Genomic DNA, 25,298 nt, shown 5'->3' on the forward strand with positions numbered 1-25,298 from the left:
TGGGATATGAACGTCTTTCTGTGGATCGTCGCCGGAGTGCTGGCCGCCTTCTTCCTGGCCGCCGGTGCAACCAAGCTGAGCCAGAGCCGCCGCAAACTGCTGGCCAACCAGAACATGAAGTGGGTCGAGGACTTCTCCGCCGGCACGATCAAACTGATCGGCACCGCCGAGGTCCTGGGCGCGATCGGCCTGATCCTGCCCGCCGCCCTCGACATCGCCCCGATCCTCGTCCCGCTGGCCGCGACCGGCCTCGCCCTGATCATGACCGGCGCCATCATCACCCACGGCCGCCGCAAGGAATTCCCACCGATCGCGATCAACATCGTCATCCTGATCCTCACGGCTCTGGTAGCAATCCTCCGCTTCGGGCCCAACAGCTTCTAGCCTGTGCCCGCCGCCCGTACGCTGCTCGGATGACGTACGACGTGGCGGTGGTGGGGGCCGGTGCGATGGGGTCCGCGGCAGCTCGTGCACTGGCAGCGGCGGGGCGGGATGTCGTCGTACTGGAGCAGTTCACGCTCGGGCACGAGCGGGGCGGCTCGCACGGCGCGACGCGGTTGTTCCGGCCGGCGGCGGACGACGCCGAGCTGGCTGAGCTGACCGAGCGGGCGCGGCCGTTGTGGCGTGAACTGGAGGCCGACTCCGGCGAGACGCTGCTCGAGGAGACCGGCGGGATCGACCACGGGATGAGCGACGTGTCGGTCGAGATCTTCCGGTCGTTGCATGCGGCAACCGGGTCGGTGCTGGCGGCGGAAGAGGCCGCCGAGCGCTGGCCCGGTTTCCGGTTCGAGAGCCCGGTGCTCTACCAGCCAGGGTCGGGCCGGCTGTACGCCGAACGCACGGTGCATGCGCTGCAGACGGTGGCGAGTCGGCTCGGGGCGGAGTTCCGCGTGCAGTCGCCGGTACGGGCGCTGCGGCTCCACGACGAGCTGGTCGAGCTCGACGTACCGGGTGGGGCCGTGCGGGCGCAGCACGTCGTTGTGACGACCGGTCCGTGGACTCCGAAGCTGCTGCCCGGTCTGGTGCCGTTGCCGCGGTTCACGGTGACGCAGGAGCAGCCGCGGTTCTTCACTCCGCTGTCGGAGGACTTCGAGTGGCCGAGCTTCGTGCACTGGGGCCCGGACTGCTACGGCCTCTACGAGCCGGGCTCCGGTGTGAAGGTCGGCATGCACGCGAGCGGGCCGGAGGTCGACCCCGACACCCGCGACTTCCGGCCCGAGCCGCAGCGGGACTCAGCTCTTCGCGAGTACGTCGCGCAGTGGTACCCCGGGCTGGACCCGGGGCGATCCACTGCGATCAGCTGCCTTTACGACAACACGCCGTCGGCCAGGTTCGTCATTGACCGGGCCGGACCGATCACCGTCGCCGCGGGCTTCTCCGGCCAGGGCTTCAAGTTCGTTCCGCTGGTCGGCGAGCTCGTCCGTGACCTGGTGACGGGCAGTGCGAGAACGCCTGCCCGCTTCAGTTTTCAGAGATAGAGGCCGGTCTGGCCGTCTTCCAGGCGGCCGGCTGCCACTGCGTGCAGGTCGCGTTCGCGCAGCAGGATGTAGTCGTCGCCGCGGACCTCCACCTCGGCCCGGTCCTCCGGGTCGAACAGGACGCGGTCGTCGACCTCCACCGTGCGCACGTTGGCGCCGACGGCAACCACCTTCGCCCAGGCGAGCCGGCGGCCCATCTGCGCGGTGGCCGGGATCAAGATGCCGGCCGACGACTTGCGCTCGCCCTCCTGCTCGAGGGAGACCAGGACGCGGTCGTGCAGCATCCGGATCGGGAGTTTGTCGTCGGACAGCCGCTTGCGTGGAGTCACCGGCGACCCACCAGCCGGCGGATCACCAGCAGTACGCCGACGACGCCGACCACCGCACCGGCGACCGCGACGATCTTCTGGGTCCGCAGCTGTCCCTGCTCGTCGAAGACCTGGGACTTGGCCTGCTCGACCTGCCGCAGGGCCACGTTCTTCGGGTTCGCGCGGTCGACCAGCTCGTCGACGGTCGAAGCCAGGCGCAACCGGGTGGCGGCGATGTCCGCCTCGATCTGCTCGGCGGTCCGAGCCTTCGTGTCCGACACCTGTCGACGCTCCTTCCATCCGCGGGGCATGCCCCGATCTGCCCCTCGTCACCCACCATCCTCGCAGGTCATCCCCGCAAGTCCACGACCACCTTGATGTCATCCGGTTCCCGCACCAATGCATCCGGCCATTGCGACAGCGGCACGGTCCGGGTGATCAACCGCTGCAGCCAGGCCCGATCAGCCGCGAGCAGCACGTCCACAGCGTCGGCGTAGTGCCGTTTGCCCGCGTTCACCGTCCCGACCAGCGCCGCGTTGCGCACGACGAGCTGCCGGACCAGCGCGTCCAGCTGTACGTCGACAGTCGCCGGCCCGGGGTGGATCCCGGCCAGGCACATCACACCGGCCGGCGGGAGCAGCGAAGCACAGTCGAACACCAGCTGCCCGGCCCCAGTCGCCTCGATCACCACATCCGGTACGACACCGAGCTGTCCCAGATCAGTCAGGTACGTCCCACCCAGCGCCCGGACCAGCTCCGGCTTCGGCCCGTCCGTGACCCGGTCCAGCACATGTACGTCGTACCCACGCTGCTGGGCGATGAGCGCCGCGAGCAGTCCGATCGGACCGGCTCCCGTCACGAGCACGTGCTGCGGGCCGAACCACGAGCGCGCGCCGACCTGGTCCACCTGCTCCCACGCCTTGGTCAGAATGCTGGCCGGCTCCACGAGTACGCCGAGCTCTCCCAGCTCGGCCGGCACCGGTACGGCGAAGTACGGGTCGACCCGCCAGCGCTCGGCGCCGTACCCGTCCATCTCCTTGATGCCGCGCTCGGTGTACAGGCCGTTGCGGCAGAAGTCCCATTCACCCCGAGCACAAGCCGGACAGGGCACCGGGTCCGGTCGGCGGACCACTCCGGCCACCAGGTCGCCGGGAGCGAAGCCGGACGCCACAGGTGCCTCCAGCACGCGTCCGAGCGACTCATGCCCGACGACGAGGTGATCCGAGCCGGGACGTCCGCTGCCGAACGCTCCGGAGACCAGCTCGATATCGGTTCCGCAGATGCCCGTCAGCAGGCCCTCCACGAGGATCGAACCGTCGGCAACGGGAGGCTCCGAGACCTCGCCTACTGTCGCCGAGTCGGACTTGCCCGGCGTCACTGTCATGGCCCGCATGGGGTCAGGCTAACCGGGTCATGTCGACGGTCACCTCGATGGCTGTCGCAGCGCCACCCGAGTAGATGCCCTTCAGCGGCGACACGTCGCCGTAGTCCCGCCCGGTCGCCACCCAGACGTGCCGGTGACCGATCGAGATGTCGTTGGTCGGGTCGAATCCCCACCACTCACCAGTCCACGCCTCCACCCATGCATGACTCTCACCGACGACTGTCTCGCCCACTGACGCGTCCGGCTTGGTGTGCAGGTAGCCGGAGACATAGCGCGCCGGTACGTCGACAGCCCGCAGCATCGCCAACGTCAGGTGCGCGTAGTCCTGGCACACGCCCTCACCGGCCTGCCACGCGTCGACAGCCGACGAGTGCACACCAGTGGTGCCGCGCTGGTACTTCAGCTTGCCGTGCACCCATTTCGACACGGCCAGCACAGTCTCCTGCGGCGTACGGCCCTTGCGGAGCAAGCGCGCGACGGCAGCGAGCTCACGATGCTTCGGGACATAGCTGGTCCACTCGAGGTACTCGGCGTACGCGTCAAGAACCTCTGGTGATCGCAGCTGGGACCAGGTGGCGTCGACGGACGGTGGGGTCTGGTCGGTTGTCTCGACGACGGACGCCGCGATCACCTTCAGCTCGGTGTGTGGAGTGTGCAGGTCGAAGGAGTTGACCTCGGTACCCCAGTAGTCCGTGTACTTGTACGCGCGGGTCGCGGGGACCGTCTCCAGTCGCGCGACCATGAGGTTCTGCCGGTCGTCGTGGCGCGGAGTCAGTCGGGCTTCGTTGTACGACTGCGTGACGGCAGTCGCGTACCGATAGCCCGTCGTGTGCACGACCCGGAGACGCCACTTCACAGGTTCACCTCCGCGTTGTTCCACTCGATCCACGGCACCGCGTGGAAGTACTGCCGCGCCACGGCCTCGCCGACCTCGCGGACCATGGTCTGCAGGTCCTGCAGTCTGCCGGTCAGGTCGTCCAGCAGGTCCGTCGGCCGTAGGAACTCCAGATCGCTCCGGGCCTTGCCCAGTAATCGAGCAGCCTCCGCGCCGGCACCGATCCGCGTCGCCGGTCCGTGGTCGAGGTCGTCCAGACAGGACTCCGCCTGCTGCAGCGCATGGAACACCGACCGCGGGAACAGCCGGTCCATCAGCAAGAACTGCACGACCCGCGACGCGTCCAGTGCCCCGCGGTACGTCCGCAGGTACGTGTCGTGCGCACCGGCAGACCGCAGTACCGTCACCCAGCCTGGAGAGGTCGGCCGGTCGCCCACTCGGGACATCAGCATCCGGACGATCATGTCCACGCGCTCCACCGACCGGCCGAGCACCAGGAACCGCCACCCGTCGTCCCGACTCATCGTGGAGTCGGCCAGCCCGGCGAACATCGCCGCCCGGTCCTCCACGAAGGTGAAGAACTCATGCGGCCCCACACGCCGCGCAGCACGCTGGCGCTCGGGTACGGCGTTCCACATGGCGTTGATGCACTGCCAAAGCTCACTGGACACCACCTCGCGCGCGACGCGGGTGTTCTCGCGGGCGCTGGCGATCGAGGACACGATCGACCCGGTTTCCGGCGACATGGCGACCAGCTCGGTCAGCCCCCACACGTCCAGCGTGCTGCCGCCGGGCGGGGTGATGCCGAGGACCGAGAGCAGCCTGCGGCTGGCCGTGTCCGCGTCGACGGTGGCGTCCTCGAGCAGTTGGTGCACCGACACGTCGAGGATCCGCGCGGTGTCGTCCGCGCGTTCGACGTACCGGCCGATCCAGTACAGCGACTCGGCGTTGCGTGCGAGCATCGTCAGCACCTCCCCATCACTGTTGCTGCTGCTGTTGGGCGACGTTGAGTTCCGGACCTTGCTCCGGCGTACTGTCCGACTTCGGTGCGGGCGTCCCCAGACCGGGTCCACGAAGCTCGGCGTCCTCGTCGGACGCTCTGGGCGCCAGCACCCAGGTGTCCTTCGAACCGCCGCCCTGCGACGAGTTGACGACCAGACTGCCCTCCGGAATCGCCACTCTGGTCAGCCCGCCGGGTAGTACGAACACGTCCTCGCCGTCGTTGACCGCGAACGGCCGCAGGTCCACATGCCGCGGCTGCAGCCGTTCACCGACCTTCGTCGGCACAGTGGACAGCTGTACGACGGGCTGCGCGATCCAGCCGCGTGGGTTGGCCTTGATGCGGCGACGCTGCGCCTGGAGCTCCTTCGGCGAGGCATCCGGCCCGAAGACGATGCCGTACCCGCCAGAACCCTCCACCGGCTTGGTGACCAGCTCGTCGAGGCGATCGAGTACTTCGGCCTGCTCCGCGGGCAGCCAGCACCGGTACGTGTCGACGTTCGGCAGCAGCGGCGTCTCGCCCAAGTAGTACTTCAGGATCTCGGGCAGGTACGTATAGATCAGCTTGTCGTCGCCCACGCCGTTCCCGATCGCATTGGCGATCACCACGTTGCCCGAGCGCGCTGCGTTCACCAGACCGGCCACACCGAGTGCCGAGTCCGGCAAGAACTGCACTGGGTCCAGGAACTCGTCGTCGATCCGCCGGTAAATCACATCGACCCGCTGCTCGCCCTCAGTGGTCCGCAGGTAGATGACGTTGTTCCGGGCGAACAGGTCCCGCCCCTCGACCAGCTCCACCCCCATCTGGCGTGCGAGCAGCGAGTGCTCGAAGTACGCCGAGTTGTAGACGCCCGGCGTCAGTACGACGACGTTCGGATCGGTCGCACTGGGCGGAGCCGCGGCCCGCAGAGCCCGGAGCAGATGTACTGCGTAGTCGCCGACCGCGCGCACCCGGTGCTTGGCGAACAGGTCCGGGAACACCCGCGCCATCGTCCGGCGGTTCTCCATCACGTACGACACCCCGGACGGGCTACGCAGGTTGTCCTCGAGCACGCGGAAGTCACCCTGCTCGTCGCGGACCACGTCAATGCCGGCCACGTGGATACGGACGCCATTGGGCGGTGCGATGCCGGCCGCCTGCCGTTGGAAGTGTTCGCAGGAGGTGATCAGCCGACGCGGCAGGACTCCGTCCGCGACGATGTTCTGGTCGCCGTAGATGTCAGCGAGGAATGCCTCCAACGCACGCACCCGCTGCACCACGCCGCGCTCCAGCCGGGACCACTCCGCCGCAGTGATCACCCGCGGCACGAGGTCCAGCGGGAACGGCCGCTCCTCCCCCGACAGACTGAACGTGATGCCCTGGTCCACCAGCGCCCGGTCCAGCGCCTCGGCCCGCGTCGTCAGGTCCGCGGGCTGCAAGGGCACGAGCGAGTCGTGCAGCCGCTTGTACGCCGTACGGACGCCGTCGACGGGGTCGAACATCTCGTCGTACGCCCCGGCGTGCGGGCGGCGTGGGTCCAGGTAGCCGTCGAACAAGGGGCGGGCGGATGCGCGGCTCATCTGCGCATCTTGCACGTACGATTGCGGCACTTCAATCGATTCGTGGAGGGCCTGATGTCCGAACGCCTGTCGGTCGGCGACACCGCACCCGACTTCACCCTGCCCGATGCCGACGGCAACGACGTGGCGCTGAAGGATCTGCGCGGGAAGAACGTGATCGTCTACTTCTACCCGGCCGCGATGACCCCGGGCTGCACCAAGCAGGCCTGCGACTTCCGCGACTCGCTCGACTCGCTGCAGGCGCACGGGTACGCCGTACTCGGGATCTCCCCGGACAAGCCGGCCAAGCTGGCGAAGTTCCGCGAGCGCGACGGCGTGACGTTCCCGCTGCTGAGCGACCCCGACAAGGAGGTCCTGCAGGCGTACGGCGCGTTCGGCGAGAAGACGATGTACGGCAAGAAGGTGACCGGCGTGATCCGGTCCACGTTCGTCGTCGACGCGGACGGGAAGATCGCGGTCGCGCAGTACAACGTCAAGGCCACCGGGCACGTCGCGAAGCTCCGCCGCGACCTGGGACTGTGAAAAGGCACCTCTAAAACCGCAGCTACCGGAGGGAAACCTTCGACAGTTTCATGCAGATGGTCCATGGAACGGTCGTTTGAGCCAACTGGTTACTGTGATTTGGATCACACCCAGATCTCACCGGACCGCGACCGATCCGACACGGTCGGTGAGTTTTACAGCGTTCCTGTGAAAGAGCGGTACTGCGGGGACCACCCGCGTTCAACCACAGCTGTGTCAAGAATCGTCGCGGCCTTCGCCCTGACCTGCCGAAACCGGGTAATCTGCGCGCGCAGTCAGCCTCTGGGAGGGAGGGACCTGCCGCGATGGGAAAACATTCCTCTGCGGTGACGGGAAGTAACAACAACCGCCGTTCGGTGTACATCACCGCGGTCGGATTATTGGTGCTTTCGCTGGGAGCGGTGTTCGTGGTCCGCTCCTTCGGATCGGAATCGGGTGCCGACGGTTTCCTCGGCGGCAGTAAGGCGTGTGACGACCCGACCCAGATCCAGATGGCGACGACGCCCGAGATGCAGTCCTCGCTCGAAGCCGCGGCCAAGTCGCTGGCGGCCAAGGGCGGTAAGGACGGCAACCCGTGCCTACAGTTCACCATCACGGCGGCCCCGTCGTCCCAGATCGCGCGCGACGTCGCGCACGGCAGCGACAACCGGCCCGACCTGTGGGTGCCGGACTCCTCGCTGTGGGTCGCCCAGGCCGACGACGGCCAGAGCGTCCCGACCATCGCGGTCCAGTCCATCGCGACCTCTCCGCTGGTGCTCGTCGGGCGGAGGACGAACTTCGCCGACACCTCGTCCTGGCTGCGCATCATGAGCAAGACCCAGCCGGCGCTGCTCGACCCGCTGAGCACCTCGCCCGGCGCGCTCGCGCTGCTCGCGGTACAGGCGGAGCGGGCGAAGACGTCCGCGTCCGAGACGCAGGTGTCGCAGGTGATCGTTCCGCTGGCGCAGCGCCTCGGTTCGATGGCCAAGCCGTACACGGACGCCGAAGCACTGTTCGGCCGGGCGGACCAGGACGGCAGCACGACCATCGTGCCGGCGTCCGAGCAGAGCTTCGTGAAGTACCAGGAAGACCACCCGGACGCCCAGCTGCGAGCGATCCAGCCGGCCACCGGCACGCTGTACCTGGACTACCCGATCGTGGTCACCGCCAAGTCGGACACCGATGCTGCGTCGAACGCCGCCCAGGCGCTGGCCGGCGAGCTGCTGACCGACTCGGCCGGCCAGGCGCGTGACCAGGCCGGGTTCCGCGACACGCAGCTGAGCCCGCTCAGCGGCGGGCGTGGCGTCGGCGACGTCAACCAGCTGACCAAGCCGACCAGCGAGGCGATCGACACCACGCTGCAGAACTGGACCCGACTGTCGCTGCTGACGCACTCGCTGGCAGTCATCGACGTCTCCGGTTCGATGGCCGACAAGGTCGGTACCAAGACCCGGATGCAGCTGACGATCGAGGCTGCGATCGGCGGCCTGAGCCTGTTCCCGGACAGCGCCTCGCTCGGCCTGTGGACGTTCTCGACGAAGATCGGGTCGGACGGCGCCGACTACAAGGAGCTGGTGTCGATCGGGCCGCTGTCGAAACGGCAGCGCGGGAAGATCGTCGACCAGCTGAAGATCCAGCACCCGATCCCGAACGGCGGTACCGGGCTGTACGACACGGCGATCGCCGCGGTTCGCGCCGTACGGCAGGGTTACGACCAGCGTGCGGTCAACTCGATCCTGCTGTTCACCGACGGCAAGAACGACGACCCGGGCAGCCCGACGCTGGCCCAGGCGGTCAACACCCTGCGCGGTCTGCAGGACCCCGGCCGCCCGGTCCGCATCATCGCCCTGGGTATGGGCCCCGAGGTGAACGCCGACGAGCTCAGCGCCCTGGCCCAGGCCACCGGCGGCCAGGCGTACGTCGCCCGCCAGCCCGGCGACCTGAAGAACGTCTTCATCGACGCCCTGCAGAGCCGCTGACGCCGACGCCTCCCCTAGGATGTGTTTCTTAGGGGAGGCGTCCGCGTCTCTTCGGCCAGAGTGGTGGAACGGCAGACACACCGGCTTTAGGTGCCGGCGCCCCCGGGCGTGCGGGTTCAACTCCCGCCTCTGGCACATGCACCTGAACGAGTACCAGCAGGCCGCCCTCCGGACCGCCGCCCCGAAGGACAAGCCCAACGAGGTCTTCCACCTGCTGCTCGGACTGGTTGGCGAAGCCGGCGAACTCGCCGAGAAGGCGAAGAAGATCGTCCGCGACCAGGACAGCGACTTCACCCGCTGGGACCCCGACGACCTGAAGAAGGAACTCGGCGACACCCTCTGGTACATCGCCGTCCTCGCCGACCACTTCGACGTACCCCTCGAAGAAGTAGCCCAACTCAACCTCACCAAACTCGCCGACCGCCAGTCCCGCAACATGCTCAGCGGCAACGGCGACAACCGCTAGACCTCGATCACGCCGGTGGTGCCGTTGATGGTCAGGCGGGTGTTGCCGGGGATTCTGGTGGTCGCCTGGGGGACGGCCAGGACGGCGGGGATGTGGCGTTCTCTGGCGATGATGGCGGCGTGGGAGAGGAGGCCGCCTTGTTCGGTGACTACGCCGGCGGCGATGGATAGGAGTGGGGTCCAGGCCGGGTCGGTGTACGGGCAGATGAGGATGTCGCCGGGGCGGACGTGAGGGAAGTCGGCCGGGCCGCGGACGATGCGTGCGGGGCCCGTTGCTGTGCCGTGGCTGCCGGGGGTGCCGGTGAGGGTGCCCGGGGCGCCAGTGCGGGTGCCCGAGGCGCCGGTGCGAGTGGCTGGGGCGCCGGTTGCGGGGAGGGCTGGGGGTTGGGCGGTGATGGGGCGGGATTGCAGGAGCCAGGGGGTGTTGGCGGCGATGGCCCACTCGAGGTCTTGGGGGGCGCTTAGGGCTGCTGCGGCCTGCTGGCCTAGGTGGGCTAGCTGGCGGGCTGTCGCGTCGGAGAGGGTGGCACTGCGGCGGCGCTGCACGGGGACCTCGTGGATGCCGGACAGGGTGACGGTGGTTTGTTTGTCGGCGAGCGTCCGGGTGACCGTGCCGTCGGCGACCTGGTACCTGTCGGGGGTCACGCGGCCTTCGACGACGCTCACGCCCAGCCCCCAGGACGCCTCGATCGTCGTGGTGCCGTCGGAGGTGAACATGACGCCGGAGACGTCCGAGTCCAGCTGCAGTTGGACGATCACGGCCATCGGCGGCGGCTCGGAGCCGTTGCGATAGGCGACCGCGCGCGGGGACCACACCGACGCCCGGCAGGCCTGTACGGCGTCCAGCACCGCAGCCAAGCCCCGTACGCCGAGGAAGCTGTCGTGCTGCCCCGCCGCCGAGGTGGGCGCGGTGTCCTCGTTCGCAGCCGAGGAGCGTACGGCGACCAGCGGATCACCCATCCGCTCGAGCCACCGCCCAAGCTCGTCCGCAGCCGCACCGCGCGGCACGACCACGCCGTCCGGCACGGGCAGGCCGGCGCGGATCAGTGCGCCCAGCCCACCGGCCTTGCCGCCACACGTGTCCGCGGTCGCCTCCGCCAGGGGCACCAGCACGACAGCCTCCCGATCAACGAAACATTGACAACAAAACGTTGACAACGTTCTGTTGATGATCCACTGTTGCGGGATGCGAAGCAAGCAGGACGCCGATCAGGTGCAGGCCGAGCGTCAGCGCGAGGCCCGCGAGCAACTCCTCGCCGCAGGTGCAAAGGACGTGCCCGCGCGACCCTGGCGGCCGGCGCCGATCCCCTTGTCCGCGGTCGATCTCACCCAGTTCGCGGCCTGGCGGTCGGCCGACCTGACCGAAGACGACCTGCTGGCCGCGCTCGCCCTGCTGCCGGCGGCGCGCGCCGAGGTCGAGGAGGTCGAGTCCGGCCTGCTGTTCCTGGCCAGGAGCTCCGGGCTGACCTGGGCGGAGATGGCCGACGCGATGGGATTCAGTTCCCCGCAGGCCTGTCAGCAGCGGTTCAACCGGCTTGCCGCGCGGATCGACTCATGATGCGTCTGGTGCTGCACGCCGTACGGCTGCTGGGCTTCGCGGACACCCCCGCGATCGCAGGCCGGTTCGACCTCCCGAAGCAAGCCGTCGAGGAAGCGCTCAACGACGCCGAAGCGCAGGGCTGGACGACACGCAGTACGTTCGCAGGCACGTCCGGCTGGTCGCTGACCGAGAGCGGCCGCGCGGAGAACGAGCGCCTACTCGCACAAGAAATGGACAACGCCGAAGCAGTCCGCAAGGTGTACGACGACTTCCTGCCGCTCAACGTCCTACTTCAGCAAGCCTGCACCGACTGGCAACTGCGCCCATCGGCCACCGACCCGCTCGCCGCGAACGACCACACCGACCCCGCCTGGGACACCGGCGTCCTCCACGAGCTCAAGGCGATCGACCAAGCCCTCGCCCCGATCGTCGCCCGCCTCACCAGCGTCCTCAACCGCTTCCACGGCTACGACACCAGATTCTCCACCGCGTTAGAACGTGCCACAGCAGGCGAGACAGCCTGGGTCGACCGCTCCGACGTCGACTCCTGCCACAGGGTCTGGTTCGAGCTCCACGAGGATCTGATAGCTACCCTCGGCCTCAAGCGCTAGTTGCCCAGAGCATCCAAGTACGCCGCGCCGCGCGGGCTGAGCTCATAGCCGACCTCGAGGCTGTGGGTCAGGCCGAGGTTCTTCAGCTTGCGGACGTCGAGCTTGAACGGCGCCGTCTCGCGCCCGACCGACGCGGCGAGGTCAGCAGCCCGAGTCGCAGGCCGCGACTCGATCAACCGTAGGGTGTCAACAGTCCAAGCGCCATGGTGGCTCAGCTGGTCGAACTGCGCGAGCCGGGCACGGAGATCGGCAAGGTCTTCAGGCGACAGCGAGGTCTGCGCGGCCAGCTCCTCCCGCGGATCCGGCCCTTCGACCAGGTGGAAGCGGATCAGGAACGTCGGCATCGACTCGTCCCCGCGCAGCCGGCGACGCACGTCCTTCGCGTTGCGGCGGTCGGCGAGAGCGACCTCGGCATCGGTGTCCGCGATCAACTCCGGGTTGACGGTGCGGATGCTGTCGATCTCGATCCGGCCCGCGTTCGTACGGTAGATCCGGCCCTCGACCACCCGTGGCTCGGCCCACCGCCGATAAGCGACGGTGATCTTCCCGTCCGCGACCCCGTCGCGATCCGATCCTGCGAATAACATTCCTAACTCCCCAACGCCTTCGCGACCAGCGGCGCCAGCGCGCGGAGCGCCTTGCCGCGATGGCTGATCGCGTCCTTCTCCTCGATGGACAGTTCCGCCGTGGTCCGGTCGTATCCCTCGGCCTGGAACAGCACGTCGTACCCGAACCCGCCGGTGCCACGCAGCTCCCGGATGACCGACCCGCGCATCTCGCCGATCACGACCTCGTCGTCGGCATCAGGCCGTACGAACGCAACCGCCGCCACGAACGACGCCCCGCGCCGCTCGTCCGGCACGTCCTCCAACTGACCGAGCAGCAGCAGGTTGTTGGCCTGGTTGTCCTTCAAAGGCCCGGACCAGCGCGCCGACAGTACGCCGGGCATCCCGTTCAGCGCGTCGACGCAGATGCCGCTGTCGTCCGCGATCGACGGCAGCCCGGTCGCGGCCAGCGCGGCATGCGCCTTGAGCAGCGCGTTCCCTTCGAACGTCGGCTCGGTCTCGGCCGGTTCGTCGTACGCCGGTACGTCGCCGAGCCCGAGCACCTCGATCCCGGGCACGATCGGCGTCAGGATCCGCCGCAGCTCCTCGAGCTTCTTCTTGTTGTTCGACGCCAGCAGAACGCGACTCACGCCAGGGCCTCCTGCTGGATCTTGGCGAGCTCCGCGCAGCCCGAAAGCCCCAGTGAGAGCAGGCTGTCCAGCTCGGCGCGGTCGAACGGCGCACCCTCGGCCGTGCCCTGCACCTCGATGAACTTGCCCTCGCCGGTGATCACCAGGTTCATGTCGGTCTCGGCCCGGACGTCCTCCTCGTAGCAGAGGTCCAGCATCGGCGCCCCGTCGATGATCCCGACCGACACCGCGGACACCGTCCCGGTCAGCGGCTCGCTCTTCAGCAGCTTCTTCTCGCGCAGGAACGACACCGCGTCCGCGAGCGCGACGTACGCGCCGGTGATCGCCGCGGTCCGCGTCCCGCCGTCGGCCTGCAGTACGTCGCAGTCCAGCAGGATCGTGTTCTCGCCGAGCGCCTTGTAGTCGATCACGGCCCGCAGCGAGCGCCCGATCAGCCGGGAGATCTCGTGCGTGCGGCCGCCGATCTTGCCCTTCACCGACTCGCGGTCCGAGCGGGTGTTGGTCGCCCGCGGCAGCATCGCGTACTCCGCGCTGACCCAGCCGAGCCCGGAGCCCTTCCGCCAGCGCGGCACGCCCTCGGTCACACTCGCCGCGCACAGCACCCGGGTCCGCCCGAACTCGACCAGCACCGAGCCCTCGGCGTGGTCGAGCCAGTTCCTGGTGATCGTCACCGGGCGGAGCTGGTCAGCGTTACGTCCATCAATTCGGGCCATGAATCAGACCCTATGCCTCCAGACGCTGGACCTCCGCATTGGACGAGGGCGGAAGAGCGAGTGGGCTCGTTCTCGGAGTGACTGCCATCCGCGCCGCCCACGGCAGCAGGTCGTTGGCCCGCCGCCCGACCCACGGAACGCCTTCTTTCACCAGCCAGACCGTGTCCGCCCACCGGCTCGGTGGCCGGTACGCGCAGTCGAGATCCGGCCGTACGTCGATCGGCAGCCCGCGGACCGCCAGCTCGTCCGCGAACGCCCGGGCGAGCTTGCGGTGCCCGCGCTCCCCCGGATGCAGCCGGTCGATGCTCCAGAAGTCCCGCCGGTACACCTCGGGGTAGTCGGCCATGTCGAGCCGGATCCCGCCGTACCGCGTATGCAGGTCGTCGAAGACGAGGTTGACCTGCTCGATCCGGTGCCACAGCGGTCGCCGCAGCCATTTCGGCAGGCCGAACACCTTGCCGTGGTCGTGGAACCGGACCGTCAGCAGCAGTGCGCCGCGGGCGGTCAGCTCGTCGGCGATCTGGTGCAGGTGATCCCGGATCCGGCCGGCGTCGAACGTCGATCGCAGGGTGTCGTTCACCCCGACGATCAGTGAGGCGATGTCGATCTGGCCATCGGCCTTGGCGACCGCCTCGGGCAGTTGCTCGGTCGCGACGATCGGCACGGTGGCGCCGCTGGTCGCGAAGTTGGAGAACGTCACACGGTGGGAGCTGGCCAGGGAGTCGGCGAGCAGCGAGGCCCAGCCCCGCCACCCCTCGCCCGGGCGCGCACCGGCACCGGACAGGTCGGTCGTACTGCTGCCGTTCATCGGGTCCCCGACACCTACGGTGGTCGAGTCCCCCAGTGCCACGTAGTGGAGGCTCACATTCCGCCATGGTGGGCGCACGGAGCGAGACTGTGATGTTCGGCGGATGACGAGTGGGGCAACGTCATGTCAAAGGCAGGTGATTGAGGAGCAGAACTGCTCGGAGTTAGGCTTCTGGAAACAACTATGTGCAGGAGTTGGCTGGTATGAGTGATCTTCGGTTTGGCGTGGTGGGACTCGGGGCCCGGAGTCGGATCGCGCGGTACGCGCACCGGCCCGGTGAGGGGTCGGAGGTCGTGGCCGTCGCCGACCCGTCCGCACCCCAGCGGGACGCGGCGCTCGAGTCGTATCCGCAGGCATCGGCGTACGGCGACCACAACGAGCTGGTGGAGCAGAAGCTCGACGGCGTCTTCCTGACGACGCCGGACGACCTGCACGAGGGGCCGGCGATCGACTTCCTCCGGGCCGGGGTCAACGTGTTCGTGGAGAAGCCGCTGGCGATCACCACCGAGGGGTGCGATCGCGTGCTGCAGGCGGCGTACGACTCGGGCGCGCGGCTGTACGTCGGCCACAACATGCGCCACATGTCCGTCGTACTGACGATGCGCAAGCTGATCCAGGACGGCGCGATCGGCGACGTGAAGGCGATCTGGTGCCGTCACTTCGTCGGCCACGGCGGCGACTTCTACTTCAAGGACTGGCACGCGGACCGTCGCCGGACCACCGGACTGCTGCTGCAGAAGGGTGCCCACGATATCGACGTGATGCACTGGCTGGCCGGCGGCTACACCACCCGGGTGAACGCGATGGGCGCGCTCACGCTGTACGGCGGGATCACGGACCGGCAGGACCGCTCGGACCAGCGGTTCAAGGAGTTCGTCAGCGAGAAGAACTGGCCGCCGCTGGAGCAGAAGGGCCTGGCGCCGGTGATGGACGTCGAGGACATCTCGCAGGTGAACCTGCTGCTCGACAACGGCGTGATGATGAACTACGAGCAGTGCCACTACACGCCGGACTACTGGCGCAACTACACCGTTATCGGCACCCACGGCCGGCTGGAGAACTTCGGCGACACCGCGGGCGGTGTGGTGAAGGTGTGGAACAGCCGTCGCTCCGGCTACCGCGACGACGCCGACCAGGTGGTCGAGATCGCCGGCGAGACCGAGCACCACGGCGGCGCCGACCCGCACCTGGTGGCCGAGTTCGTGAACTTCGTCCGCGACGGCGGCCAGACGCTCACGTCCCCGGTCGCCGCCCGCGCCGCGGTCGCCGCGGGGTACGCCGCCACCCAGTCGCTCCGCGCGAACGGCGTACCGCAGGACATCCCGCCGCTGGACCCGGCCCTGGTCGCGTATTTCGACAACGGCCAGGTTCGCTGAGTGCTACGATCCACGACGTGACCTGGTACGCCGCTATGCGAATGCTGAGCCCTCGATGCGGGAGGACTTCAGCGGCGTAGGCACGTGTGCTTGCAGCGAGAGGCCCCCGATGTCGGGGGCCTCTTTCGTTTCCCAGACCGCTGCACACCTCATGGAGCCTCTTATGTACCCGATCACCTACATCACCGACTGTCATGACGGCAACGCCCGGGCCAGACTCAGCACCCGGATCGGTGCGCTGTTCGGCCAGTCGCCGACCATCGTCGCCGCCGACGGACCCGATCCGGAGTCGTTCGCCGCGCTGACCCTGCTCGACTGCCTGCTCGCCACCGAGTCCCTGGGCGAGGACGGCTATCCGACCATCACCCTGCTCAACATCGCACCCCGCGACGGCGTCTGGCCGAACGGCGTACCGTTCTGCTTCTTCTGGTACGGCAAGCACCTCGTCGCCAGCACCTTCAGCGCCCGTGCCCTCTCCTTGGTACGCCGTGAGCTCGGCATCGACCACGTCTACGTGACGGATATCCGCGAGGCCGTGACCGCGGCCGGGTTCGCACCGGACGAGATCGACAAGATCGCCGGCACCCAGTTCCGCAGCCTCTGGTACCTGCCGCTGCTGGCGAAATGGGTCGCCGACGAGCGCGCCGTACCCGCGGTCGAGACCGCCATCCCCGAGACCCTCGACGAGGACGCGATCGTTGCCGTCGTCGACAACTTCGGCAACTGCAAACTCGACCGCAACCTCGACCTCACCCCCGGCGACGTCGTGACTGTTGCCCAGGGCAAGGACGTGACCTGCTACCCGCACCTGACCGCCGTACCGCGGAACACGCCGGGCATCATCCAGGGCAGCTCCGGCACCGGCTTCACCGAGCTCGTGATCCGCGGAGGCTCGGCGGCGGCTGCCTTCGGTCTGCGGCCAGGTGATCCGGTGTCCGTGCAGGTGGCTGAGAAGGTGGCCTGACTACGGTTCGAGGCGGAGCCCGCCGAGCTGGTCGAAGGCGCGGTCCATCGTCTCGAGGTACTTCGGGAGGGGGCCATCGACCTCGAGCTGCTGGTACGTCGCCATCACGACGCCGACGACCGCGCCGGCCCAGGCGCGGACGGCGATGTCGTCAAGGGCCCGGCCGGTGCGTTCTGCTGCGAGGGAGGCCAGCAGGTCGATTCCTTCGTACAACTGGTCGAGCATCCGCACGCGCAGTTCGGGAGCATGCATGACGAGGTGCTGGCGTTCGGACTCCAGCGCCCACTCCTCCTCGCTCAGGGTGTCGAGGCTCTGCTTGATCGAGGCGCGGAGGGCGTCGGTCGGCGACATCTCAGCAGGCTGGTTGCGGAACAGTTCGATCATCACCGGGTCGAGCCGGTCGAGGACGATCGTGTCCTCCTTGGTCGGGAAGTACCGGAAGAACGTCGCGGGCGACACCTCGGCCGCGGCGGCGATCTCCTGGACGGTCGTCTCGGCGTACCCCTGGTCCCGGAACAACCGTAGGGCGTGCTCCTGGATCGCCGCGCGCGTTCTGGCCTTCTTCCGTTCCCGCAACCCGCTCATGCATTGATTGTGACAACTTGTTCGTCCGCGACGCGGGTCCGACGTGGCAGGAACCCGAGCGCGAGCCCGATCGAGACCACCGCGAGCCCGGCGCACACCCACAGCGTCACGTCCATGCCGTTCACGAACGCCGCCTGAGCCGAGCGCGTCAACCCGGGCGAGCCGATCGCGATCGCGGCCGACGCACTGTCGCGGGCCACGTCCGCAGCTGCGGGCGGCAGACCGCTGACATCCAGATGACTCCGGTACGCCGCATTGAGCACCGTCCCGAGGATCGCCACTCCGAGCGTGCCGCCGACCTGACGGGACGCCTGGATCAGCGCGGACCCGGATCCACTCCGCTCGATCGGCAATGCCGCGAGCGCCAACCCGTTCATCGGCGGCAACGTGAACCCGATGCTCACCCCGACCAGACTCACCCAGATCGCCGTGAATCCGTAGCCGTCGCCGACCTTCGTGAACGCCCCGATCACCAACCCGGCCAGCATCAACGAGAACCCGATCCCCACCGTCACCCGAGCCCCGGCCCGCTCGAGCAGCCGCTCCGCCACCTTCGCGCCGACCAGCATCCCGCCAATGATCGGCAGCAACCGCAGCCCGGCCTGGAACGCATCCGCACCCTGCACAGCCTGGAACAACTGCGGCAGCACGAACAACAACCCCACCAGGGCGAACGACGCCAGAGTCGCCAGCGCGGTCCCCCAGGTGAACCCCGCCGACCGGAACAGCTTCAGGTCGACCAACGGATCCGCCGTACGCCGGGCCCACGCCCAGAACGCGGTCAGCAACACCACGCCACCCGCGATCCCACCGAGCGCCCAGGCCGAACCCCACCCGTGCTCGCCCGCCGCGATGAACCCGTACGTGAGCGAGACCAACCCGGCCGCGGTGAGGACAATCCCCGGTACGTCGATCCGCCGCGAGCGATGGCCTGCCATCGCCGGGATCAGCAGCGCCACTGCAACTAGTCCGATTGCAACTAGTGGCAGATTGATCAGGAAGATCGAGCCCCAGCGGTAGTGGTCCAGCAGCCAGCCGCCGAGCAGTGGACCGAGCGGGATCCCGATCGAGTTCGCCATCAGCCAGATCGTCATCGCCCGCTGCCGCTCCTCCGGCGCGAACAGCAGGTTGAGCAGCGACATCGACAGCGGGATCAGGAACGCCGAGCCGACCCCGAGCGCCGCGCGGGCCGCGATCAGCTGACCCGGCGAGTTCGCGAACGCACAGGCCGCCGACGCCAGCCCGAACACCACGAGCGCGCCGAGCATCAGCCGTTTCGGCCCGAACCGGTCGCCGAGCAGGCCGGCCGGGAGCAGCAGCGACGCGAGCACCAGCGTGTACGCGTTCGCGAACCACTGGAGCTGACTGGTCGACGCCTGCAGATCGGTCGCGAGCGTCGGCAGCGCGACGTTCAGCACGGTCAGGTCCAGCCCGATCACGATCAGGCTGATGGACATCGCACCCAGCGCCCACCACCGGCGCGGGTCGAGGGTCGTCGCGGTCATGACAAACACCTTTCTGAGATCAGCTCTAATTTGAGAGTAGATCTCAGAATCGCGAGATGTCTAGTCCCGCTCCGCCGCCAGCCCGGTCAGCACATGCTCCAGACTCCGCGCGAACAGCCGGTCGAACCGGTCGGCAGCGTGCGGCGTCTCGGCCTCGATCATCATCCGGCTCAGATGCGGGTAGTCGCCGCTCCCGATCACCTGCTCGGCGTACTGCTGCGACTGCTTCGTCAGCCAGTCCGCCATCGTCGAGCCCGCCTCACGCTCGGTCAGCTCCTCCAGCGCGTGACCGCGTACGAAGGTCAGCAAGGTCGCCGCCTGCGCCAGCACCTCGTCCGCATCCAGCCCCGGTACGTCGACCGCGGCGTACGTCGCCTCGAGCCAGGCCAGCGTGTTCGGGCCGAGGACCGGCCTGGTCGCAGGCAGTCGGACAAGCCAGGGATGGCGCAGCATCATCGCGCGTTGCGCGTGAGCGACCGCCGCCAGGTCGACCCGCCAGTCGCCGGTCGGCACCGGTGGCTCGCCGTCGCCCATCGCGCGGTCGACCATCAGGTCGAAGAGCTCGTCCTTGCCGTCGACGTACCGGTAGAGCGAGGTCGTGCCGGTGCCGAGCTCGGTCGCCACGCGCCGCATCGACACCGCCGCGAGTCCTTCGGCATCCGCGACCCGGACGGCGGCCGCGGCGATCTCCTCGCGACTGTGCGCCGGCCGCGGTCCACGGGCGGCTCGCTCCGGGCGGAGCCAGATCGGTGGTCGGTCCATGGGCAGGAGTTTACTGCGCACGCTGTTCGCAGTACCGTTACTGCGTACAGTGTGCCCGGGTTTGGGGAGGACAACATGTATCGCAAGGGATCTGTCGTGTCGGCCGACGGCACGACCATCGGCTTCCGGCGGCTCGGGAGTGGGCCGGACGTGATCCTGCTGCACGGGTCGATGCTCGCCGCGCAGGACTTCATGCAGCTGGCCGAAGCCCTGGCCGGCGACTTCACCGTCACCGTGCCGGACCGTCGGGGGCGTGGTCTGAGCGGACCGCACGGCGCCGACTACGGGATCGACCGCGAGGTCGAGGACCTGCAGGCGTTGCTCAAGGAAGCCGGCGCTTCGCGAGTGTTCGGACTGAGTTCGGGGGCACTGATCGGCCTTCGTACGGCGCGGGTGGTGCCGGCCATCGAGAAACTCGCGCTCTACGAGCCGCCGCTGGACGTCAACGGATCGGTCCCGGTCGACTGGGTGCCGCGCTACCGCCGCGAGCTCGCCGCCGGCAAGATCGCGGCGGCGCTGGTCAGCACACTCAAAGGTCTCCAAGCCGATCGGGTGTTCACCACGGTCCCGCGCTTCATCCTCGTCCCGCCGCTGAACGTCGTACTCAGGTTCCAGCGCAAGGCCGAGGGCGACGACGTACCGATCCCGGACCTCGTCCCGACGATGGCCGGCGACATGCAGCTGATCGACGAACTCGCGGGCACGGCGAAGGACTATGCGAGCGTCGACGCCGACGTCCTGCTGCTCGCGGGCTCGCGCAGTCCGGCTTACTTCGGACGTTCGCTCGACGAGCTGACCGCCGCACTCCCCCGCTCGGCAAGGATCACGATCCCGAAGCTCGACCACTCCGGCCCGACGAACGACGGCGGCCCGGCCGAGGTCGCTCAGGCTTTACGCGCCTTCTTCGCCTGACACGATCCGCCGCAGCAGACCCCGAAACAGCTCCGGCTGCTCCAGCCACGGCGAATGTCCGGCGACCGGTATCAACTCGAAGGCATGATCCCCGGCCAACGCACGCACAGCGGAGGCCGGCCGCGGATCGCCCTCGCCGTGGATGAACGTGACCGGGCACTCGAGGCTCGCGGCGAGGCCGAGGGCGTAGTCGTCCGGCCAGCTCCGCATGTCCGCGCTGAGCGCGCTGTTGGCGGCGAAGTTGATCGGGAGATCGACCGATGCGCTCTGATGAGCCCACTCCATCGCACGGTCGCGGTCCGCGTGATCGGTGAACCACGACAGTGTCCGGAACTCGGTCTCCTCGGCCGGTGTGCGCTTGCGCCCGGACAGCCCCTCGAGTCGAGCCTTCTGCTCAGGCGTCATGCGGCGCTCCGCCTCCGCCTGGGCCGCCGCATGCCAGTCGCCGATGCCGACGCCGTCGAGATAGATCAGTCCAGCTGCACGATCGGCGTACGTCGCGGCGTACAGCAACGCGAGCGATGCGCCGAAGGAGTGGCCGAGGACAACGATCCGCTCATGGCCGAAGTACGCGCGGAGCTCGTCGATGTCCTGCGCGAGCCGGGCCATCGTCTGGACCTCGGACGGATCGGACCGGCCGCAGCCGCGCTGGTCGAAGCGATGAACGACGGTGAGATCGTCGATCATCTCCGCGAGCACGGCATAGTCGTCCCACAGCCCCGGCCCCCCGTGCAGGATGACGACCGGCGCCGCGGAGGTTGCCGTTCCACTGGTTGCGGTCCACAACCGCACGCCGTCAGATGTCGAAAACGGCATGTGGGGTGGCGATCTCGACCGGACCGGAGAAGGTACGGCGGGCGTTCTCGGCCTGGGTGACGCGGTCGTACCACGGCGGCACGTGGGTGATCACGAGCCGTTTCACGCCGGCCTTCTTGGCGTGCTCGCCGGCGTCGGCCGGGGTCAGGTGCAGGTCGGTCGGGTTGTGCGGATCGTTGTCCGGCAGCGCCGCCTCGGACAGCAGCACGTCGGCGCCGCGGGCGAGATCGATCAACGCGTCGTTCGGCCCGGTGTCGCCGGTGTAGACGAGCGACTTGTTGCCGTGCTCAACGCGGATCGCGTACGCCGGAACCGGGTGAACCATCGGCGCGGTGCGGATCGTGAACGGCCCGACGGTCTGGACTTCCTGCCAGGCATGGAAGTCCAGCTGCTCCTCCATCCCCGGATCAAGCGGCAGGTCGTAGGCGAGCGCCATCCGCTGCGCAGTACCGGGTGGGCCGTAGACGGGGATCCGGGGGATCGGCGAGCCCGGCGCGTACTTCGCCGCGACGTACAGACCGCACAGATCCATGCAGTGGTCAGGATGCAGGTGGGACAGGCCGATCGCCCCGATCTCCGGCACCGCGAGGTGCCGCTGGAGCGAACCGAGCGCACCGCTGCCGAGGTCGAGGATCAGGTTGAACCCCTCGGCAGTGACCAGATAGCTCGAGGCGGCCGAGTCCGGCCCGGGCACAGACCCGGAGCAACCGATCACGGTGAGCTTCATACTTCGAACACTACCGGCGAGTTCCGACGTTTGCAGACAGGCCCGACGCGTCGATCCGCCTGCCACACAGGCGATCCACCGCGGTCCGATGCCGCTGACAACATCCGGGTGCGACCCAGGTCACAGTTCAGCGGACCCAGGCGAACTGGTCGACGCTGGACAGCACCGGCCCGAGGAAGCGCGAGCCGATCGCCGCGAACTCGTCCGGGCTGCCGGTCGTGACGAAGCGGTGCTGCGGGGCCGGCAGGTTGTCCGGGCGCAGCAGACCGGTCTTCGTCAGCACGCTGTAGACGTCCTTGGCGCACTCGTCGGCGCTGCTGACCAGGGTGACGTTGTCACCCATCACGTACGAGATCACGCCGGTGAGCAGCGGGTAGTGGGTGCAACCAAGGATCAGCGTGTCGACGCCGGCTTCGACCATCGGATCGAGGTACTCGTGCGCGGCCTCGATCAGCTCGGGCCCGGACGTCACACCAGCCTCGACGAACGGTACGAACTTCGGACACGCCTGCGTGAACAGCTCGATCTGCGGCGCCGCGGCGAAACCGTCTTCGTACGCAAGCGATTGAGCTGTTGCCCTGGTGCAGATCACGCCGACTCGCTGGTTGCGCGTCGCGGCAACCGCTCGCCGGGCCGCGGGCAGGATCACCTCGACGACCGGTACGTCGTACCGCTCGCGGGCGTCGCGCAGCATCGCCGCGCTCGCGGAGTTGCACGCGATCACGAGCATCTTCACGCCGGCCTCGACCAGGTGATCGAGACACTCCAGCGCGTACTCACGGACCTCGGCGATCGGCTTCGGACCGTACGGCTGGCGAGCGGTGTCGCCGAGATACAGGATCGGTTCGTGCGGCAACTGATCGAGAACCGCACGGGCGACGGTGAGTCCGCCGAAGCCTGAATCGAAGATCCCCACCGGTGCGTCTGCCACGGAGAAGAGCTTATACAAGTCTGTTTCCGGGCAGTCGCGAAGGGAGCCTTACCTAACCTTGTCGAACGACACGCCGGAGTTGTCCACATCTTTACGTTATGGAATTGCCTTTTCGCGTGATGCACGCCACTCTGGAGCGATGTTTGTTCGACCGCCCCTCGTGATGCCATGAACTTGGCGCATTACACCGCGGTGGTACTGGGCACCGCACCAACTCCACAACCTGATCACGTGACCGCTGCAGGACAGGCGGCCAGTCAGGCCACGGATTCCAACACGGGCACCGCGGCAGACGTGCTGACGGCCATCGGGCCGACCGGCATGCTGTTGCTGCTCCTGATGGCGGCGTTCGCGTTGTACGTCGTCTCACTGTCCCTGCACCCGAACGCGAAATGCGGCCGATGCAAAGGTGCCGGCCGGCACCACGGCAGCATCTTCAGCTACGCCCAACGCCCCTGCAGCAGCTGCAAGGGTCGCGGGATCCAGCCCCGGCTGGGCCGCAAGCTCTTCTTCAAACAACAGTAGGCGGGTAAGACCTGATCGTTTAGATGCCCAGGGCAACTAAGGGCATCTCGTCCGGACCGGCACTCCGCCCGCCGGCCCGGCCATCAGGCCCAGAGTTGGCCTTCGAGGCGGTCCTCTGCCTCGTCGATCGTGCCCTCGTAGGCACCGGTCGACAGATACTTCCAGCCGCCGTCAGCGACCACGAACGCGATGTCCGCGGTCTCGCCGTCGCGCACGCATTTCGCCGCCTGACCGAGCGCGGCGTGCAGGATCGCTCCGGTCGAGATACCCGCGAAGATGCCCTCGTTGTCGAGCAGTTCACGCACCCGCCGGACGGCGTCGCGCGGGCCGACCGAGAAGCGGGCGTCGATCAGCGTCTCGTCGTACAGCTCGGGGACGAAACCCTCGTCGAGGTTGCGCAGGCCGTAGACGAGTTCGCCGTACCGCGGCTCGGCGGCGACGATCTTGACCTCGGGCTTGTGCTCGCGGAAGAACCGGCCGGCGCCCATCAGCGTGCCGGTCGTGCCGAGGCCCGCGACGAAATGCGTCACCGACGGCAGGTCCGTGAAGATCTCCCGCGCGGTGCCGTCGTAGTGGGCCAGAGCGTTCGACGGGTTGCCGTACTGGTACAGCATCACCCAGTCGGGGTGGTCCTCAGCGACCTGTTTGGCGACCCGGACCGCTTCGTTGGACCCACCCGCGGCCGGTGAAGAGATGATCTCGACGCCCCACATCCGCAGGATCTGGCGGCGCTCCTCGGAGGTGTTCTCCGGCATCACGCAGACCATCCGGTAGCCGCGCAGCTTGGCCGCCATCGCCAGCGAGATCCCGGTGTTGCCCGACGTCGGCTCGAGGATCGTGTTGCCCGGGCGGAGCCGGCCGTCCTTCTCCGCGTCCAGCAGCATCCGCAGCGCGGCCCGGTCCTTGATCGAGCCGGTCGGGTTGTGGTCCTCGAGCTTGGCCCAGAGGCGCACCTCACCCGACGGCGAGAGCTTCGGCAGCCCGACCAGCGGCGTACCTCCGACCGAATCCAGCAGGCTGTCGAAGCGCATGATCAGCCGCCGGCGACCGCGGGCAGTACGACGACGACGTCGCCGTCCTTGATCTCGGTCTTCAGGCCGCCGGTGAACCGGACGTCCTCGTCGTTCACGTAGACGTTCACGAACCGGCGCAGTTCCTCCGGCTCGCCCTCCACGATGCGCTCCTTGAGGCCCGGGTGGTTGCCGTTCACGTTGTCGATGAACTCGGCCAGGGTCGCGCCGTCACCGTCGACCGCCTTCGCGCCACCGGTGTAGGTGCGCAGGATCGTCGGCACGCGCAGCTCGATCGCCATGTCAGTGCTCTCCTTCAGAGGTTTCTTCATAGGAACCAACCACGCGTACTTCTTCTTCCGTGACCTCGCCGTCGACGATCCGGTACGAGCGGAACTCGACCGGTCCGTCGTACGCCGGGGAGTCCGCGCCGTCCCGCGTCGACACCAGCACGTAGTGCGCGCCGGGCTCCTGCGCGAGGTTGATGTCGGTGCGCGACGGGTACGCCTCGGTGGCGGTGTGCGAGTGGTAGATCACCACCGGCTCCTCGTCCCGCTCGTCGAGCTCCTTGTACAGCCGGAACAGGTCCCCGGAGTCGAACTCGTAGAACGTCGGCGACATCGCCGCGTTCAGCATCGGGATGAACCGGGTGGCCCGGTCCGACCCCTCCGCACCCGCGACCACACCGCACGCCTCGTCCGGATGGTCCTTCCGGGCATGCGCCACGATCGCGTTGTACGTCGCCTTCTCGATCACCAACACGCCTCCACGGTACGGCGAGCGCCGCACCGACCCCGCCAACCACGGAG

Annotated in this window: 31 protein-coding genes and 1 tRNA gene; 12 read left to right on the top strand and 20 right to left on the bottom strand. The window is 68.3% G+C overall.

What is annotated here, in order from left to right; translation table 11 throughout:
* The first annotated feature begins 6 nt into the window (after positions 1-6).
* Entirely contained in the window at positions 7-384 is a 378-nt protein-coding gene (locus ACFWUU_RS06650) for a DoxX family protein (RefSeq protein ID WP_380173319.1), read from the top strand.
* A gap of 29 nt (positions 385-413) precedes the next feature.
* A complete protein-coding gene (locus ACFWUU_RS06655) occupies positions 414-1,478 on the top strand; it encodes an FAD-dependent oxidoreductase (RefSeq protein WP_380173321.1) in 1,065 nt (354 codons plus the stop codon).
* On the opposite strand, the gene ACFWUU_RS06660 is transcribed toward ACFWUU_RS06655, so the two are convergent.
* The 6 genes from ACFWUU_RS06660 to ACFWUU_RS06685 all read right to left on the bottom strand — a co-directional run bounded on the left by ACFWUU_RS06660 (position 1,469) and on the right by ACFWUU_RS06685 (position 6,486).
* Positions 1,469-1,762, bottom strand: a complete 294-nt coding sequence (locus ACFWUU_RS06660) for a co-chaperone GroES (RefSeq protein WP_130445451.1) — start codon at positions 1,760-1,762, stop codon at positions 1,469-1,471. The two genes, ACFWUU_RS06655 and ACFWUU_RS06660, sit on opposite strands and share 10 nt — an antisense overlap.
* Before the next feature lie 41 nt (positions 1,763-1,803).
* On the bottom strand, positions 1,804-2,067 hold the full coding sequence (locus ACFWUU_RS06665) for a DUF3618 domain-containing protein (protein ID WP_137253290.1): 264 nt from the start codon (positions 2,065-2,067) through the stop codon (positions 1,804-1,806).
* Between the two features lie 68 nt (positions 2,068-2,135).
* Positions 2,136-3,179: a glucose 1-dehydrogenase gene (locus tag ACFWUU_RS06670; RefSeq protein ID WP_380173323.1), complete on the bottom strand. Its 1,044-nt coding sequence runs from the start codon at positions 3,177-3,179 to the stop codon at positions 2,136-2,138.
* A 4-nt stretch (positions 3,180-3,183) separates the two neighbouring features.
* Positions 3,184-4,026 carry a transglutaminase domain-containing protein gene (locus ACFWUU_RS06675; RefSeq protein WP_380173325.1) on the bottom strand — a complete coding sequence of 281 codons (843 nt, stop codon included), beginning with the start codon at positions 4,024-4,026 and terminating at the stop codon, positions 3,184-3,186.
* Positions 4,023-4,967, bottom strand: coding sequence for an alpha-E domain-containing protein (locus tag ACFWUU_RS06680; protein ID WP_380173327.1), 945 nt, complete (start codon positions 4,965-4,967; stop codon positions 4,023-4,025). Before ACFWUU_RS06680 ends, ACFWUU_RS06675 begins: the two co-directional genes overlap by 4 nt.
* A gap of 16 nt (positions 4,968-4,983) precedes the next feature.
* Entirely contained in the window at positions 4,984-6,486 is a 1,503-nt protein-coding gene (locus ACFWUU_RS06685) for a circularly permuted type 2 ATP-grasp protein (RefSeq protein WP_380174282.1), read from the bottom strand.
* A gap of 132 nt (positions 6,487-6,618) precedes the next feature.
* Between ACFWUU_RS06685 and bcp the strand changes: the two genes are divergently transcribed.
* From bcp to ACFWUU_RS06705, 4 genes are all read left to right on the top strand, one after another.
* Positions 6,619-7,086 carry a thioredoxin-dependent thiol peroxidase gene (bcp, locus tag ACFWUU_RS06690; RefSeq protein WP_137253285.1) on the top strand — a complete coding sequence of 156 codons (468 nt, stop codon included), beginning with the start codon at positions 6,619-6,621 and terminating at the stop codon, positions 7,084-7,086.
* Between the two features lie 326 nt (positions 7,087-7,412).
* Positions 7,413-9,044 (top strand): substrate-binding domain-containing protein, encoded by a 1,632-nt coding sequence (locus ACFWUU_RS06695; RefSeq protein WP_233714575.1) that lies wholly within the window; start codon positions 7,413-7,415, stop codon positions 9,042-9,044.
* Positions 9,045-9,098: 54 nt separating this feature from the next.
* Positions 9,099-9,179 (top strand) — tRNA-Leu (locus tag ACFWUU_RS06700).
* Between the two features lies 1 nt (position 9,180).
* A complete protein-coding gene (locus ACFWUU_RS06705; RefSeq protein WP_380173329.1) occupies positions 9,181-9,510 on the top strand; it encodes a nucleoside triphosphate pyrophosphohydrolase family protein in 330 nt (109 codons plus the stop codon).
* Here ACFWUU_RS06705 and ACFWUU_RS06710 read toward each other — a convergent pair.
* Entirely contained in the window at positions 9,507-10,622 is a 1,116-nt protein-coding gene (locus tag ACFWUU_RS06710) for a PEP/pyruvate-binding domain-containing protein (RefSeq protein WP_380173331.1), read from the bottom strand. The two genes, ACFWUU_RS06705 and ACFWUU_RS06710, sit on opposite strands and share 4 nt — an antisense overlap.
* Positions 10,623-10,695: 73 nt before the next feature.
* On the opposite strand from ACFWUU_RS06710, the gene ACFWUU_RS06715 reads away from it, so the two are divergent.
* The gene (locus tag ACFWUU_RS06715; protein WP_380173334.1) at positions 10,696-11,067 is read left to right on the top strand and encodes a hypothetical protein; all 372 of its coding nucleotides are present in this window, start codon (positions 10,696-10,698) and stop codon (positions 11,065-11,067) included.
* Positions 11,064-11,660: a transcriptional regulator gene (locus tag ACFWUU_RS06720; RefSeq protein WP_380173337.1), complete on the top strand. Its 597-nt coding sequence runs from the start codon at positions 11,064-11,066 to the stop codon at positions 11,658-11,660. Before ACFWUU_RS06715 ends, ACFWUU_RS06720 begins: the two co-directional genes overlap by 4 nt.
* Here the strand turns inward: ACFWUU_RS06720 and ACFWUU_RS06725 are convergent.
* Genes ACFWUU_RS06725 through ACFWUU_RS06740 form a run of 4 tightly spaced genes read right to left on the bottom strand, consistent with a single transcriptional unit; the run spans position 11,657 to position 14,433 of the window.
* Positions 11,657-12,247, bottom strand: coding sequence for a hypothetical protein (locus tag ACFWUU_RS06725; RefSeq protein WP_380173338.1), 591 nt, complete (start codon positions 12,245-12,247; stop codon positions 11,657-11,659). The two genes, ACFWUU_RS06720 and ACFWUU_RS06725, sit on opposite strands and share 4 nt — an antisense overlap.
* A 2-nt stretch (positions 12,248-12,249) precedes the next feature.
* Entirely contained in the window at positions 12,250-12,855 is a 606-nt protein-coding gene (gene rdgB / locus ACFWUU_RS06730) for an RdgB/HAM1 family non-canonical purine NTP pyrophosphatase (RefSeq protein ID WP_137253273.1), read from the bottom strand.
* The gene (gene rph / locus ACFWUU_RS06735) at positions 12,852-13,568 is read right to left on the bottom strand and encodes a ribonuclease PH (protein ID WP_137253272.1); all 717 of its coding nucleotides are present in this window, start codon (positions 13,566-13,568) and stop codon (positions 12,852-12,854) included. The genes rdgB and rph overlap by 4 nt, the downstream gene beginning before the upstream one ends.
* A gap of 10 nt (positions 13,569-13,578) precedes the next feature.
* Positions 13,579-14,433, bottom strand: coding sequence for an SGNH/GDSL hydrolase family protein (locus ACFWUU_RS06740; RefSeq protein ID WP_137253271.1), 855 nt, complete (start codon positions 14,431-14,433; stop codon positions 13,579-13,581).
* A 146-nt stretch (positions 14,434-14,579) separates the two neighbouring features.
* On the opposite strand from ACFWUU_RS06740, the gene ACFWUU_RS06745 reads away from it, so the two are divergent.
* Positions 14,580-15,752 (top strand): Gfo/Idh/MocA family protein, encoded by a 1,173-nt coding sequence (locus ACFWUU_RS06745; RefSeq protein ID WP_380173340.1) that lies wholly within the window; start codon positions 14,580-14,582, stop codon positions 15,750-15,752.
* 163 nt (positions 15,753-15,915) lie between these two features.
* Positions 15,916-16,716: an SAM hydroxide adenosyltransferase gene (locus ACFWUU_RS06750; protein WP_380173342.1), complete on the top strand. Its 801-nt coding sequence runs from the start codon at positions 15,916-15,918 to the stop codon at positions 16,714-16,716.
* Here ACFWUU_RS06750 and ACFWUU_RS06755 read toward each other — a convergent pair whose 3' ends face one another.
* The 3 genes from ACFWUU_RS06755 to ACFWUU_RS06765 are packed head-to-tail and all read right to left on the bottom strand — an operon-like array spanning position 16,717 to position 19,568.
* Positions 16,717-17,301, bottom strand: coding sequence for a TetR family transcriptional regulator (locus tag ACFWUU_RS06755; protein ID WP_380173344.1), 585 nt, complete (start codon positions 17,299-17,301; stop codon positions 16,717-16,719).
* Positions 17,298-18,806 carry a DHA2 family efflux MFS transporter permease subunit gene (locus ACFWUU_RS06760; RefSeq protein ID WP_380173345.1) on the bottom strand — a complete coding sequence of 503 codons (1,509 nt, stop codon included), beginning with the start codon at positions 18,804-18,806 and terminating at the stop codon, positions 17,298-17,300. The genes ACFWUU_RS06755 and ACFWUU_RS06760 overlap by 4 nt, the downstream gene beginning before the upstream one ends.
* 60 nt (positions 18,807-18,866) lie before the next feature.
* Positions 18,867-19,568: a TetR/AcrR family transcriptional regulator gene (locus tag ACFWUU_RS06765; RefSeq protein WP_380173347.1), complete on the bottom strand. Its 702-nt coding sequence runs from the start codon at positions 19,566-19,568 to the stop codon at positions 18,867-18,869.
* 75 nt (positions 19,569-19,643) lie between these two features.
* Between ACFWUU_RS06765 and ACFWUU_RS06770 the strand changes: the two genes are divergently transcribed.
* Positions 19,644-20,480: an alpha/beta fold hydrolase gene (locus ACFWUU_RS06770; protein WP_380173349.1), complete on the top strand. Its 837-nt coding sequence runs from the start codon at positions 19,644-19,646 to the stop codon at positions 20,478-20,480.
* Here ACFWUU_RS06770 and ACFWUU_RS06775 read toward each other — a convergent pair.
* The 3 genes from ACFWUU_RS06775 to murI all read right to left on the bottom strand — a co-directional run bounded on the left by ACFWUU_RS06775 (position 20,460) and on the right by murI (position 22,954).
* On the bottom strand, positions 20,460-21,296 hold the full coding sequence (locus ACFWUU_RS06775; RefSeq protein ID WP_380173351.1) for an alpha/beta fold hydrolase: 837 nt from the start codon (positions 21,294-21,296) through the stop codon (positions 20,460-20,462). The genes ACFWUU_RS06770 and ACFWUU_RS06775 overlap by 21 nt on opposite strands.
* Entirely contained in the window at positions 21,277-22,023 is a 747-nt protein-coding gene (locus ACFWUU_RS06780) for an MBL fold metallo-hydrolase (RefSeq protein WP_380173352.1), read from the bottom strand. The genes ACFWUU_RS06775 and ACFWUU_RS06780 overlap by 20 nt, the downstream gene beginning before the upstream one ends.
* A gap of 127 nt (positions 22,024-22,150) precedes the next feature.
* Positions 22,151-22,954 (bottom strand): glutamate racemase, encoded by an 804-nt coding sequence (gene murI / locus ACFWUU_RS06785; protein ID WP_380173354.1) that lies wholly within the window; start codon positions 22,952-22,954, stop codon positions 22,151-22,153.
* 231 nt (positions 22,955-23,185) lie between these two features.
* On the opposite strand from murI, the gene ACFWUU_RS06790 reads away from it, so the two are divergent.
* Positions 23,186-23,479: a hypothetical protein gene (locus tag ACFWUU_RS06790; protein ID WP_233714574.1), complete on the top strand. Its 294-nt coding sequence runs from the start codon at positions 23,186-23,188 to the stop codon at positions 23,477-23,479.
* An 83-nt stretch (positions 23,480-23,562) separates the two neighbouring features.
* Here the strand turns inward: ACFWUU_RS06790 and ACFWUU_RS06795 are convergent, their stop codons facing one another.
* From ACFWUU_RS06795 to ACFWUU_RS06805, 3 genes are read right to left on the bottom strand one after another with little or no spacing between them, the layout of a single operon-like run.
* Positions 23,563-24,513: a PLP-dependent cysteine synthase family protein gene (locus ACFWUU_RS06795; protein WP_233714667.1), complete on the bottom strand. Its 951-nt coding sequence runs from the start codon at positions 24,511-24,513 to the stop codon at positions 23,563-23,565.
* The gene (locus ACFWUU_RS06800) at positions 24,513-24,791 is read right to left on the bottom strand and encodes a MoaD family protein (protein WP_137253260.1); all 279 of its coding nucleotides are present in this window, start codon (positions 24,789-24,791) and stop codon (positions 24,513-24,515) included. Before ACFWUU_RS06800 ends, ACFWUU_RS06795 begins: the two co-directional genes overlap by 1 nt.
* A gap of 1 nt (position 24,792) precedes the next feature.
* Positions 24,793-25,251, bottom strand: coding sequence for a Mov34/MPN/PAD-1 family protein (locus tag ACFWUU_RS06805; protein WP_380173356.1), 459 nt, complete (start codon positions 25,249-25,251; stop codon positions 24,793-24,795).
* Positions 25,252-25,298 lie beyond the last annotated feature (47 nt).

Source organism: Kribbella sp. NPDC058693 (assembly GCF_042715335.1).
GTDB classification, from domain to species: domain Bacteria; phylum Actinomycetota; class Actinomycetes; order Propionibacteriales; family Kribbellaceae; genus Kribbella; species Kribbella jiaozuonensis.